Genomic DNA, 13,063 nt, shown 5'->3' on the forward strand with positions numbered 1-13,063 from the left:
GCGCAAGGGCGTCTGCGCGGCGGCACTTCGGTGCCGCCGCGCAGGCGTTTTCGCGTGCGGGCCGCCTACCTTGACAGCCGACTTTATCTGACGGACAGTCAGAAACTCTGGTGGGCGATGCAGGAGATGGCGAGGGGGCGACGTTGGGCGAGGACGAGCTGGGGGCGCGGCTGAAGGCCTACGAGGGGCGGCGCGCCGCCGTGTCCGGCAGAGGCAGGGATCCCGTCAACGCGCCCATGATCCGGCACTGGTGCGAGGCGATGGGGGACACCAATCCGGCCTATGCGGGCCCCGACGCCATAGCTCCTCCCACCATGCTCCAGGCCTGGACCATGGGCGGCCTCTCCGGCCACGAGGGACGCACGGGGGACTACGACGAACTGCTCGCCCTGCTCGACGAGGCGGGCTGCACCTCGGTCGTCGCCACCGACTGCGAGCAGGAGTACCTGCGACCGCTGCGCCCCGGCGACGAGATCACCTTCGACACGGTGATCGAGTCGGTGTCCGAGCAGAAGACCACGAAGCTGGGCACGGGGTACTTCGTCACGACGCGGACGGACGTCCGGGTGGGCCACGCTCTCGTCGGCACGCACCGCTTCCGCATCCTCAAGTACGCCCCCGCACGCCGGAAGAAGCCCGAGCGGCCCGCCCGGCGCCCGCGCCCCGTCGTCAACCGTGACAACGCCGGATTCTGGGAAGGAGTCGAGCGCCAGCGGCTGCTCATCCAGCGCTGCACCGACTGCGCGACCCTCCGCTTCCCCTGGCTGCCGGGCTGCAACAACTGCGGCGGCCCGGACTGGGACACGGTCGAGGCGAGCGGCGAGGGCGCGGTGTACTCGTACGTCGTCATGCACCACCCGCCCTTCCCGGCCTTCTCCCCTCCCTACGCGGTCGCCCTCATCGAACTCGCCGAGGGCGTACGGATGATCAGCGACGTGGTCGGAGTGCCTTACGACAAGGTGCGCATCGGAATGCCCGTGCGGCTCGAATTCCAGGTGTACGACGAGGAGTTGGTGCTGCCGGTGTTCCGCGCCCGGGAGGAGGAGACCGTATGAGAGCCGGTGAGAAGCTGCCGCCGCTGGAGATCCCGATCACCCGCACCCTGATCGTGGCCGGCGCCATCGCATCCCGCGACTACCAGGACGTGCACCACGACGCCGAGCTGGCCCACAAGAAGGGCTCCCCGGACATCTTCATGAACATCCTGACGACGAACGGCCTGGTCGGCCGCTACATCACCGACCACTTCGGCCCTTCGGCCGTGCTGCGCACAGTGGCCATACGGCTGGGAGCGCCCAACTACCCGGGGGACACGATGGTGTTGACGGGCGTGGTGGAGAAGGTCGTCGAGCAGGCCGACGGCGACACGGCGACGGTCCGGGTGGTGGGGGCGAACGGCATCGGCAGCCATGTCACGGGCACGGTGACGGTCACCGTCCCCGCAAAGGCCCCCGGGGGTGCCGGATGAGCGTCCGTGCCCGGGACGGCCTCGGCGGGCGGGCCGCGATCGCCGGCATCGGCGCCACGGAGTTCTCCAAGGACTCGGGGCGCAGTGAGCTGCGGCTGGCCGTGGAGGCGGTGCGGGCCGCGCTGGACGACGCCGGGCTGACCCCCGGGGACGTGGACGGACTGGTCACGTTCACGATGGACACCAGCCCGGAGATCACCGTGGCGCAGGCCTGCGGGATCGGCGAACTGTCCTTCTTCTCCCGCATCCACTACGGCGGCGGCGCGGCCTGCGCGACCGTCCAGCAGGCGGCGCTCGCGGTGGCGACGGGCATCGCGGAGGTCGTGGTCTGCTACCGCGCGTTCAACGAGAGGTCGGGCCGCCGCTTCGGCTCCGGGGTGCAGCACCGGGAGCCGTCCGCGGAGGGCGCGGCACTCGGCTGGTCACTGCCGTTCGGGCTGCTGACCCCGGCGTCCTGGGTGGCGATGACCGCACAGCGGTATCTGCACACCCACGGGCTGACCCCGGAGGCGTTCGGGCAGGTCGCGGTGGTCGACCGCAAATACGCGGCGACGAACCCGGCGGCGTACTTCCACGGCCGCCCGATCACCCTCGCCGATCACGCGGCCTCACGCTGGATCGTCGAGCCGCTCAGGCTCCTGGACTGCTGCCAGGAGACCGACGGCGGCCAGGCGATCGTCGTCACCTCGGTGGAGCGGGCCCGCGACCTGCCCCGTCCGCCGGCCGTCATAGCGGCGGCGGCCCAGGGCGCGGGCCGGGCGCAGGAACAGATGACGAGCTTCTACCGCGACGACCTGACCGGCCTGCCGGAGATGGACGTGGTCGCCCGGCAGCTGTGGCGCACCTCCGGGCTGACGCCGGCCGACATGGACGTGGCGATCCTGTACGACCACTTCACGCCGTTCGTGCTGATGCAGCTGGAGGAGTTCGGGTTCTGCGGGAAAGGGGAGGCGGCGGACTTCGTGGCCGGGGAGTCGTTGCCGATCAACACGCACGGAGGGCAGCTCGGGGAGGCCTACCTCCATGGGATGAACGGCGTGGCGGAGGGGGTGCGGCAGCTGCGCGGGACCGCCGTGAACCGCATACCGGGGGCGGGACGGGTCCTGGTCACCGCAGGCACCGGCGTGCCGACATCCGGCCTGGTCCTGACCGCGGACGGCTGAGCGGCCGGACCCGGGGGCCCGGGGCGCCGGGCGACCCCCAGGGGTCATCCCGCAGTACCCCGGGGCCGCTCGTCCACCTACAGGAGGTGCAGTTACCTCCACCCCTACAACCTGAGGGGGACTCGGCTTCGGGACCTGCGGCCGATGAGCCGGAGGTGCCCTCGCTCATAGCGTGGAGCCATGACCACACCCGTCTGCACCAGCGCCTCGACTGCCGCCACGCCGGCGGCGCAGACCCTCCCGTATCCGTCGTTCGCCTCGTACGTGAGGGCCCGGCAGTCGGTGCTGCTGCGTACCGCCCGGTCGCTGACCGCGAACCCGAGCGACGCGGAGGACCTGCTGCAGACCGCGCTCACCAAGACGTATGTCGCCTGGGAGCGGATCGAGGACCACCGTGCGCTCGACGGTTATGTGCGCCGGGCGCTGCTGAACACGCGCACCTCGCAGTGGCGCAAGCGCAGGGTGGACGAGTTCGTGTGCGAGGAGCTGCCCGAGCCGGAGCCCGTGCCCGGCGGGGACGACCCGGCCGAGCGGCAGGCACTGCACGACGCGATGTGGCGGGCGATCACGAAGCTGCCGGCCCGGCAGCGGGCGATGCTCGTCCTCAGGTATTACGAGGACCTCAGCGAGGTCCAGACGGCTGAGGTACTGGGCGTGTCGGTGGGCACGGTGAAGTCGGCGGTGTCGCGTGCGCTGGGCAAGCTGCGCGAGGATCCCGAGCTGGGGCTTGTGCGGTAATGCGGCTGCCTGGTGCCCGTCGAGAGCCGACCTGGTGGCAATTGGTGGCCGACGTGACGCGATCGATCACCGGCACCTAGTGACATACCGCGTGGTATGTGCGCAGAATCAGCGCAACCCTTACCGCCGCGTAGGCAATGTCGCCACGGGAGGCCACCGTGCTGAGCACGATGCAGGACGTACCGCTGCTGATCTCGAGGATCCTGACCCACGGGTCGACGGTCCACGGGACATCGCAGGTGACCACCTGGACCGGGGAGGGCGAGCCGCACCGCCGCTCCTTCGCCGAGATCGGAGCCCGCGCGGCCCAGCTCGCGCACGCTCTGCGCGAGGAGCTCGGGGTCGCGGACGCCGACCGGGTGGCAACCCTCGCCTGGAACAACGCCGAGCATGTCGAGGCCTACTTCGCGATCCCCTCCATGGGCGCGGTGCTGCACACGCTCAACCTCCGCCTCCCGGCCGAGCAGCTGGTGTGGATCGTCAACCACGCGGCCGACAAGGTCGTCATCGTCAACGGCTCGCTGCTGCCGCTGCTCGCCCCGCTGCTGCCGAAGCTGCCCACGATCGAGCACGTCGTCGTCACCGGCCCCGGTGACCGCTCCCTCCTGGAGGGCGCCCGTCCCCAGGTCCACGAGTACGAGGACCTGCTCGCGGACCGGCCGACCACCTACGACTGGCCGGAGCTGGACGAACGCCAGGCCGCCGCCATGTGCTACACCTCCGGCACCACGGGCGACCCCAAGGGCGTGGTCTACAGCCACCGTTCGATCTATCTGCACTCCATGCAGGTCAACATGGCCCAGTCGATGGGACTCACCGACCAGGACACCTCGCTCGTGGTGGTCCCCCAGTTCCACGTCAACGCCTGGGGCCTGCCGCACGCCACCTTCATGACCGGCGTCAACCTGCTGATGCCGGACCGCTTCCTGCAGCCGGCGCCGCTCGCCGAGATGATCGAGTCCGAGCGCCCGACCCATGCGGCGGCCGTCCCCACCATCTGGCAGGGCCTGCTCGCCGAGCTGACCGCCAAGCCGCGTGACGTCTCGTCCCTCACCCAGGTGACCATCGGCGGCTCGGCCTGTCCGCCCTCCCTCATGGAGGCCTTCGACAAGCTGGGCATGCGGGTCTGTCACGCCTGGGGCATGACCGAGACCTCCCCGCTCGGCACGATCGCCCGCCCGCCGGCCCATGCGGTCGGCACCGAGGAGGAGTTCGCGTACCGCCTGACCCAGGGCCGTTTCCCGGCCGGTGTCGAGGCCCGCCTCAGCGGCCCCGGCGGCGAGCGCCTGCCCTGGGACGGCGAGTCCGCCGGCGAGCTGGAGGTCCGCGGCAACTGGATCGCGGGCGCCTACTACAGCGGCCCCGACGCCGAACCCCTGCGCCCGGCCGACAAGTTCAGCGAGGACGGCTGGCTGAAGACGGGGGACGTCGGGACGATCTCCCCCGAGGGCTTCCTCACCCTCACCGACCGCGCCAAGGACGTCATCAAGTCCGGCGGCGAGTGGATCTCCTCCGTCGACCTCGAGAACGCCCTGATGTCCCACCCGGCCGTCGCCGAGGCAGCCGTGGTCGCCGTCCCCGACGAGAAGTGGGGCGAACGCCCGCTGGCCACGGTCGTCCTGAAGGAGGGCGCCACGGCCGACTTCGAGACCCTGCGCGCCTTCCTCGCCGACGAGGGCCACATCGCCAAATGGCAGCTTCCGGAGCGCTGGACGATCATCGAGGCGGTGCCGAAGACGAGCGTGGGCAAGTTCGACAAGAAGGTGCTGCGCAGGCAGTACGCGGAGGGCGCACTGGACGTCACCAAGCTCTGAGCGGCGGCGCGGCTTGTCGTGGCGCGGCCTGAACCCGTGGTGTGGCGGCCCGGCTTGTCGCGGGGCGGTCGGGCTTGTCGTGCGGCGGTCCGGCGCGTCGTGACCCCGCCGTGCAGCCGGGGCGGTGTCGAGTTGCGGCAGGGCCTGGAAGGGGGCCAGGTGGCGGCCGCCGGCCGGAGCCGTGGTGCGGCGGCCCGGAGCCGTGGTGCGGCGCCCGGGGACCGCCGTATGGAGGTCCGGGAGCGCGTACGACGGCGTTCACCGTCGGGCCGGGTCGCCGTACACAGGGACCCAACCGCCGGCACCACAGACCCGACCGCCGAACAGGTCCCCACCGTCCTACGGCGACTCTCACCGCCGTACGCGGCCCTCGCCCCGTATGACGACCCTCACCGCCGTACGGCAGTGGCCCCCCACCCCAGCACCAGCCACAGCCCTGCCACCGCGCACACCCCGCTCCAGCCCCAGTGGCCGAAGGCGAGGCCGGCCAGGGCCGAGGCGGTGGCGCCGCCGGCGAAGCCTGAGACGACGTAGGCGCTGTTGGCGGTGGCCGGGGCCGAGGTGGTGGTGAGGGCGAGGGTCTGGTTGGCGACGTGGGAGGCGACGAGGGCCGCGTGGACGGCGATCGCGGCGGCGAAGAGGGCGGCGATCATGTGCCCGCCGAGCCAGAACAGCGGCACGGACACGGCGGCGAGCAGATACGCGGACCGTACGACCTTGGCGGCGCCGAAGCGGTCGACCAGTCCGCCGGCCAGGGGCGCCACCGCGCTTGCCGTGAGCCCGAAGAGGCCGAACAGACCGGCGGTCGCGGTGGACAGGCCGTAGGACTCGCCGGTCAGCAGCAGGGCGAGCGAGGTCCACAGGGCGCTCCAGGCGCCGTACATCCCCGCCTGGAGTACGCACGCCCGCCACAGGTCCGGCGAGCGGCGCACGACGGAGGGCATGGCGGCGAGGCCCGAGAAGAGCGAACCCTGGCGGCGGGGCGTCTCCGCGGGGAGGACGCGCGCGGTCGCGAGCCCCAGTACGGCGGTCAGTGCCGCCGCGCCCACGAAGGCCGTCCGCCAGCCGAAGGCCTGACCGACCAGGCCGCCGAGCACGCGAGCGGCCACGATCCCGGCGAAGAGGCCGGAGATGACGGCGGCGACATGCCGGGCGCGGCGGTCGGCGGGAGCGCGTGCGGCGACCAGCGGGACGAGGAGCTGAGGGACCACCGTGGCCGCGGAGGCGACCAGCACGGCGGCCGCGAGCGCGGTCGTCCCGGCGGCCGTGGCGCCGGTGACCAGGGCCGCCGCGGTGACCAGGGACAGGACGGCGACCAGCCGGCGCCGGTTCACGCTGTCGCCGAGCGGGGCGAAGAAGAGCAGGCCGGCCGCGTAGCCGAACTGCGCGACCGAGGCGATCCAGGCGACCGCCGAGGGGGTCGAGCCGAAGTCGTGGGCGATGAGGGGGAGCAGGGGCGCCGCGAGATAGATGTTGGCGGCCGTGACGGCGGTGCACAGGGCGATGAGGGGCAGGAGCAGGCGTGATGCGCCCGCCGGCGCCGGAGCGGCGGTCCGGACCGGTTGCGCTGCGGTGGTGGACTGCATGGCGAACGGACTCCTTCGAGTTCCTTCGAGTACCTTCGGGTTCTTCGAGCCAGCTCCAACAACTAACTGGTTGGTTGGAAGGAGGAACACCGTGCACCTCCTGCCGATTCCCTGTCAACCAAATAGTTGGTTACCGACCTCGGAGCGGTACCCTGCCCCCATGGCAGTCAGAGACCCCGAGGCCACCAGGGCCCGGATCTTCGAGGCGGCGGTCGCCGAGTTCGCCGCCCACGGCATCGCGGGCGCCCGCATCGACCGCATCGCCGCCGCGGCCAAGGCCAACAAGCAGTTGATCTACGCCTACTTCGGCAACAAGGCGGAGCTGTTCACCCAGGTCCTGGGGAAGGTCATGCTCGACCTGGCCGCGGCCGTACCCGTCGATCCGGACGACATCGAGGGCTGGATCGACCGCCTGATGGACTACCACGAGACCCACCCCGAGGTGCTGCGCCTGCTCTTCTGGGAGGGCCTGGAGTACGGCACCACCGACCTGCCGGACGAGGCCGAACGCCAGGAGCACTACCGCCGCAAGGTGGCGACCCTGCAGGACGGCCAGGCCCGCGGCGTCATCACCGACGCCATCCCGCCCCGCGACCTGCTCCTCCTGCTGACCGCGCTGGCCAACTGGGCCGTCGTCGTCCCGCAGATGCGCCGCATCCTCGCGGGTACCGACGACACCGACCGCGACCGCCTGCGCACCTCGATCAAGGAGGCGGCACGCAGGCTGGTCGCGAAGTAGCGAAGCAGCCCTGACCGAGGCCTAGTTGGTCCCGATCCGCGACAGCAGATCGACGATCCGGCTCTGCACCTCGCTGCTGGTGGACCGCTCGGCGAGGAACAGGACGGTCTCGCCGGAGGCCAGCCGCGGCAGGTCGGCCTGGTCGACGGCGGCGGTGTAGACGACGAGCGGGGTGCGGTTGAGCCGGCCGTTCGCCCGCAGCCAGTCGATGATCCCGGCCTGGCGCCGGTGCACCTGCATCAGGTCCATCACCACCAGGTTGGGCCGCAGCTGCCCCGCCAGCGTCACCGCGTCCGCATCGCTCGCGGCCCGCGCCACCTGCATCCCGCGCCGCTCCAGCGTCGCGGTCAGTGCCAGTGCGATCTCCGCGTGCTCCTCGATCAACAGCACCCGCGGCGGATGCTGCTCGCTGTCCCGCGGCGCGAGCGCCTTCAGGAGTACGGCGGGGTCGGCGCCGTACGCCGCCTCGCGCGTCGCCTGCCCGAGCCCCGCGGTCACCATGATCGGCACCTCGGACGCCACCGCCGCCTGCCGCAGCGACTGCAGCGCGGTCCGCGTGATCGGCCCGGTCAGCGGGTCCACGAACAACGCTGCCGGGAAGGCCGCGATCTGCGCGTCGACCTCCTCGCGCGACTGCACGATCACGGGCCGGTAGCCACGGTCGCTCAGCGCCTGCTGGGTCGTCACGTCCGGCGCGGGCCACACCAGCAGCCGTCGCGGGTTGTCGAGCGGCTCCGGCGGCAGCTCGTCGTCCATCGGCACCGGACGCGGCGTGTCCGCGATCTCCACGGCTCCACCGGGACCGTCCAGCGGCTCCGGCCCCTCGGCCGCGTTCTCGTCCGGCGCCCCTATGGCGTACGACCGCCCGGTGCCCTCGGTCACCTGAGCCAGCCGCGACTGCCCCGCCGGCGAGGGCTGAGACGGTGCCGGTACGGGCGTCTGTTCGGCCGCCGGGTGCGGACGGGCCGCCTGCTCCGGGGCCGCGGCGGCGGGCTCGGTCCGGGTGCCCAGCTTGCGACGCCGGCCGGAACCGCTCGGGCTGTGCGGCGCGGGCGTGGCCGACGGCTGCTGCACCTGAGCGGCCTGCCGTGTGAACGGCACGCCCTGGCCCAGGGTCCGGACGCTGATCGCCTGGCCTTGTGTGGAGTTCGGGTCGACGGGGGCGGACGGTGCGGCGGCCGCCTCGGCGGGGAGCGGCTGGGCCGGTGCCGCGGGGGCCTCCGGGAGCAGCGGGGTGCCTGGGGCCGGGGTGGGCTGACCGGGGGCCGCCTCCGCGGGCGCCGCGGGGAGCGGCTGAGCGGCGGCGGCCGGTGCGGCCTGGCCCGTGCCGTTCTGTGCGGCGGCGGCCTGAGCGGGAACGTGCGCGGCCTGCTGCACCGGCACCCCCTGCCCCGGGGTCTGCCCGCCGGCCTCCTGCGCCCCGGCCTGCGCCACGGCACGGCGACGGCGGCCCGTCGGCGCGCTCGTGGGGTGAGGCTGTGGCGGAGTGTGGTCGCCGGACTGGTCGTGCGGAACGGCATCGTGCCGACCGTCGTCGACCAGAGCGTCACCAGGAGCATCCTGGCCGCCCTGCCCGGGGACCTGCGGCTGCCCGGGGACCTGCGGCTGAACAGGAACCTGCTGCTGAACAGGAACAGGAACAGGAACCGGAACCGGCCCCTGCGCAGGTACGGATGCCTGCCCAGGCACCGGCCCCTGCGCACTCGCGGCGGGAACCCGGTCCGCATCCGCGGGCGGCAGGGCGAACACCGAACGCGGGGCCGCCTCCTGCGCGGCGGCGCGGTCGTTCGCGGCGGCCAGGGCCCGGCGACGGCGCCCGGTCGGCTCGCCGTTCTCGGCGTTCTGCGCGGCCACGGCCTGCTCGGCCTGGACGGGCTGTTCGGCCGAAGCGGGGCCCGCGGGCAGAGCCGCAGGCAGGGCGCGCTGCTCACCACCGTCCCGTCGCGCACGCCGGCCGCCGGGCGCGGGCACGCCCTGCGGCGGAACCGTCCCGCCCAGCCCCGTACCGACGGCCGCGGTCCCGGCGCCGTGCTCGCCGGCCATGACGACGGCACCCTCGGCGACACCGTCACCGGCGTCGGCCGGCCGCCCACGCCGCCGTCCGGTACCACCGGAGAGCTCCAGCGCTCCCGCGGCGGCCGCGGACTCCTCCACCGCACGCCTGCGACGCCGCCCGGTGGGTACACCGCCCTCCGCGTCACCGGCATCGGACGGGTCACCGGACTCCGCCGGCCCCTCGATCTCCAGGAACGCGTCGACGGAGGACCGCCGGCCACGCCGCCGCCCGCCACCGGAGGTCTGGTCGGAAGCGACACCCTCGTCGGACTCGGCACCCGAAACCTCGACCGGACCGTCGGCCACAACGGCCCCGGCCCCACCCCCGATGGGCACCTCCAGCACATACGCGCTGCCGCTCATCCCGGGCACTTCGTGCGTCTGCAGCACACCGCCATGAGCCCGCACGATCCCGCGCACGATCGGCTCGTGCACCGGGTCTCCCCCGGCATACGGCCCGCGCACCTCGATCCGTACGACCTCGCCGCGCTGCGCGGCGGCCACGACCACCGTGTTGTCCATGTAACCGCCCGCCGACACCGGCGCGTTGCCGGTCGCGTCCACGCCGGCGACATCCGCGACCAGATGGGCGAGCGCGCTCGCGAGGCGCTGCGGGTCGACCTCGGCCTCGATGGGCGGCGCGTGCACGGCGAACTGCACCCGGCCGGGCCCGATCAGCTCGACGGCCCCGTCGACACCGGCGGCGACCACGGCGTCGAGCATGACCTTCGTACGAGTGATCTGCTCGCTCCCGGCGTCGAGCAGCTGATAGCCGAGGACGTTGTCGATGAGCGTGGTGATCCGCGAGTAACCGGCCGACAGGTGGTGCAGCACCTGATTGGCCTCCGGCCACAGCTGCCCGGCGTCGTCGGCGGCGAGGGCGGCCAGCTCGCGTCGCAGCTCGTCCAGCGGTCCGCGCAGCGACCGGCCCAGCAGGGTCAGCAACTGCTCGTGCCGCCCGGCAAGGGCCTCGTACCGGTCCTTCTCCCGCTCACCGAGTGCGGCATACCGCTCCTCGCCCGCAGCGAGCTCCTCGTCGTGCTGCTCCTGCAGCTCCTCGATCTCGGTGACGTGCTTCTGGCGCAGTGCGGTGAGCTCGGAGGCGTGCTCCTCCTCGATCCGCTCCAGCTCCTCGGCGTGCCGCTTCTCGGCGGCGGCCTTCTCCTCGGCGAGCGCGTCGTACGGCCGCCGGTCGGCGAAGGTCATCACGGCACCGACGAGCTGGTCCCCGTCGCGCACCGGAGCGGTGGTCAGATCGACGGAGACCTTGTCCCCGCCCTTGGAGAACAGCACCTGCCCGCGCACCCGGTGCTTGCGCCCGGAGCGCAGGGTGTCGGCGAGCGCGGACTCCTCGTACGGGAAGGGGGAGCCGTCCCCCCGCGAGTGGAGCACAAGGGAGTGCAGTTCCTTGCCGCCGAGATCACTGGCCCGATAACCCAGTATCTGAGCGGCGGCCGGATTGACGAGCACGATCCGCCCGGCCGTGTCGGTCCCGACCACACCCTCGGACGCGGCCCGCAGGATCATCTCGGTCTGCCGCTGCGAACGCGCCAGCTCGGCCTCGGTGTCCACGGTCCCGGTCAGGTCGCGCACGACGAGCATCAGCAGCTCGTCGCCGCTGTAGCCGTAACCGTCGTAGGCCTGCTGTCCGTTCTCGAGGTTGGCGCTGGTGACCTCGACGGGGAACTCGACCCCGTCGGTCCGCCGCGCGATCATCCGGGTGGGCTTGGTCCGCCCGGCGGGGTCCATGTGATCGGGCCGCCGCATGGAGCCCGGGATCAGCTTGGAGTCGAACTGCGGCAGCAGATCGAGGAGCCCCCGACCCACCAGCGCGGTCCCGGGCGCTTCAAAGGCCTCGAGCGCGATCGTGTTCGCGTTGACGACGGTCCCATTGGCGTTGACCAGCACCAACGCATCGGGAAGCGCGTCGAGTATGGCTGCGAGGCGAGCAGCGCCTCGGGATGGCCTGCTGCTCACGAGACGCTTCCTCCCTGTTACCGCACCTTGCCGACCGCTCGGGCCATCTTGCCAACCGGCCCGCGACGTGTCACGCGAGGGAGTCTAAGGGCAGTGGTTGCGCTCGCGACGCCGGATGAGAGGGAGGTCGCACGACGAGTTGAAGTAGAACGTGTGCCCGCATCCTCTGGCCTGCGCAGGCTTCGCGAGACCTTCGCCAGACCCTTACGCAGTTCTGGGTTTCCCCGGGAAACCCTGTGCGAGTCGTACGTCCCTACGGTTGCCCCTGGGGCCGCAGATCGGGCAGCAACGGCACGAGCCGGTCCCAGCGCCCGATCTGACATCCGTCGCTCCGGTCGTACGACGCGTCGACGGGCCGCCCTGCCCACCTCCCGGTGACATGCGCGGTGGCGGGCCCGCCGTACTGCATGGTGCAGACGCTGTCCTCGGGCACGGGCGCGAAGGTGTCCCTGCCCCACCGGGCGACACGATCGAGCATCTCGCACGCACCGCTGACATCGGGATGGTCGCCGCTTCCGGGATGGCAGTACAGCTCGAACGTCCCGTCCGTACCGGCGCCGGCGTGCCGGACGGTGACGGTGAGGTGGTCGCCGGCCCGGTCCTCGTCCTGCACGGGCGGCGGTGCGAGGGCGGGTCGGCCGACGTCGGCGTGGGCGACGGCGGGCAGGACGGAGGCGGCGGCGGTGGCGGCGACGACGAGAATCCGAGCGAACATGCCCTGACTAACGCCCCACCGTCCCGGTCGGCACGGACGCGTCGGCACGCACCGGAAGGGCTTTGCTCTGCGGCCTGCCTGCCTAGTACCGTGGGAGTCGATTGGTGACACCACGCTCGACTGTGTCATCATCTGCACGCACCACTCGCGCTCGCGCGAGCGGCTGTGCTGGAGGCGTCGCCTAGTCCGGTCTATGGCGCCGCACTGCTAATGCGGTTTGGGACTTCAATCCCATCGAGGGTTCAAATCCCTCCGCCTCCGCGCATGATCGCCGAAGCCCCGGTCCCAGCGACCGGGGCTTCGTCGTTCCCAGAACTGCCCGGAGAGGCGTTTTCACAGGTCACAAGGGGTGCGGCAAACGGATTTCACATGGCGGCGGCAGTCATGTAATGTTCTTCCTGTCGCCGCGAGCGGGCCGAAAGGACCAGGATCGGCGGGAAAACAAAACAAGCACTCGTAGCTTAACGGATAGAGCATCTGACTACGGATCAGAAGGTTGCAGGTTCGAATCCTGCCGAGTGCACACAGGTGAGAGGCCCCGGAGAGATCCGGGGCCTCTCGCGTTTCGGGGCCGTACAGCAGCGAAGTACAGCAACGGCTGATGTCAGCGGTTGATGTCAGCTGTCAGTCTGTGATCCGCCCATCGCTTCGGACAGCTTGCCGAGCGCGGCGCGTACCTCCTCCTCGCTCGCTTCCGCGTAGACCTCCATCGTCATGTTGCGTCCTGCAAGCTGGTCCAGGCTCGCGGGTGGGAGTCCCGTCCGGGTAGACACCGGAGTGCCCGGTAGCAGGTCCCGGTTCGTCGTGG

The 13,063-nt window shown here is 71.9% G+C and carries 9 protein-coding genes, 2 tRNA genes and 1 pseudogene; 8 read left to right on the plus strand and 4 right to left on the minus strand.

Features of this window, described 5'->3' with window-relative positions:
• The first annotated feature begins 143 nt into the window (after window positions 1–143).
• The 5 genes from AB0N07_RS12255 to AB0N07_RS12275 all read left to right on the plus strand — a co-directional run bounded on the left by AB0N07_RS12255 (window position 144) and on the right by AB0N07_RS12275 (window position 5,183).
• Window positions 144–1,055 (plus strand): bifunctional MaoC family dehydratase N-terminal/OB-fold nucleic acid binding domain-containing protein, encoded by a 912-nt coding sequence (locus tag AB0N07_RS12255; protein ID WP_365834154.1) that lies wholly within the window; start codon window positions 144–146, stop codon window positions 1,053–1,055.
• Window positions 1,052–1,468: a MaoC family dehydratase gene (locus tag AB0N07_RS12260; RefSeq protein ID WP_365834155.1), complete on the plus strand. Its 417-nt coding sequence runs from the start codon at window positions 1,052–1,054 to the stop codon at window positions 1,466–1,468. Before AB0N07_RS12255 ends, AB0N07_RS12260 begins: the two co-directional genes overlap by 4 nt.
• A complete protein-coding gene (locus AB0N07_RS12265) occupies window positions 1,465–2,631 on the plus strand; it encodes a lipid-transfer protein (RefSeq protein WP_365834156.1) in 1,167 nt (388 codons plus the stop codon). Before AB0N07_RS12260 ends, AB0N07_RS12265 begins: the two co-directional genes overlap by 4 nt.
• A gap of 180 nt (window positions 2,632–2,811) precedes the next feature.
• Window positions 2,812–3,369, plus strand: a complete 558-nt coding sequence (locus AB0N07_RS12270; RefSeq protein WP_365834157.1) for a SigE family RNA polymerase sigma factor — start codon at window positions 2,812–2,814, stop codon at window positions 3,367–3,369.
• Between the two features lie 137 nt (window positions 3,370–3,506).
• A complete protein-coding gene (locus tag AB0N07_RS12275; RefSeq protein WP_365834158.1) occupies window positions 3,507–5,183 on the plus strand; it encodes a long-chain fatty acid--CoA ligase in 1,677 nt (558 codons plus the stop codon).
• Between the two features lie 389 nt (window positions 5,184–5,572).
• On the opposite strand, the gene AB0N07_RS12280 is transcribed toward AB0N07_RS12275, so the two are convergent.
• Window positions 5,573–6,769 (minus strand): MFS transporter, encoded by a 1,197-nt coding sequence (locus tag AB0N07_RS12280; RefSeq protein WP_365834159.1) that lies wholly within the window; start codon window positions 6,767–6,769, stop codon window positions 5,573–5,575.
• A gap of 160 nt (window positions 6,770–6,929) precedes the next feature.
• Here AB0N07_RS12280 and AB0N07_RS12285 point away from each other — a divergent pair, with 160 nt between their 5' ends.
• Window positions 6,930–7,508 (plus strand): TetR family transcriptional regulator, encoded by a 579-nt coding sequence (locus AB0N07_RS12285; protein ID WP_365834160.1) that lies wholly within the window; start codon window positions 6,930–6,932, stop codon window positions 7,506–7,508.
• A 21-nt stretch (window positions 7,509–7,529) separates the two neighbouring features.
• On the opposite strand, the gene AB0N07_RS12290 is transcribed toward AB0N07_RS12285, so the two are convergent.
• Together AB0N07_RS12290 and AB0N07_RS12295 are read right to left on the minus strand one after the other, a co-directional pair.
• Window positions 7,530–11,540, minus strand: coding sequence for a PAS domain-containing protein (locus AB0N07_RS12290; RefSeq protein WP_365834161.1), 4,011 nt, complete (start codon window positions 11,538–11,540; stop codon window positions 7,530–7,532).
• A gap of 253 nt (window positions 11,541–11,793) precedes the next feature.
• A complete protein-coding gene (locus tag AB0N07_RS12295) occupies window positions 11,794–12,255 on the minus strand; it encodes an SSI family serine proteinase inhibitor (RefSeq protein WP_365834162.1) in 462 nt (153 codons plus the stop codon).
• A gap of 170 nt (window positions 12,256–12,425) precedes the next feature.
• Between AB0N07_RS12295 and AB0N07_RS12300 the strand changes: the two genes are divergently transcribed.
• A tRNA-Ser gene (locus AB0N07_RS12300) sits at window positions 12,426–12,516 on the plus strand.
• Window positions 12,517–12,705: 189 nt separating this feature from the next.
• A tRNA-Arg gene (locus tag AB0N07_RS12305) sits at window positions 12,706–12,778 on the plus strand.
• Between the two features lie 94 nt (window positions 12,779–12,872).
• Here the strand turns inward: AB0N07_RS12305 and AB0N07_RS12310 are convergent.
• Window positions 12,873–13,063: pseudogene (locus AB0N07_RS12310) on the minus strand (hypothetical protein); the annotation flags it as partial.

Source organism: Streptomyces sp. NPDC051172 (assembly GCF_040682555.1).
In the GTDB taxonomy this organism is placed as follows: domain Bacteria; phylum Actinomycetota; class Actinomycetes; order Streptomycetales; family Streptomycetaceae; genus Streptomyces.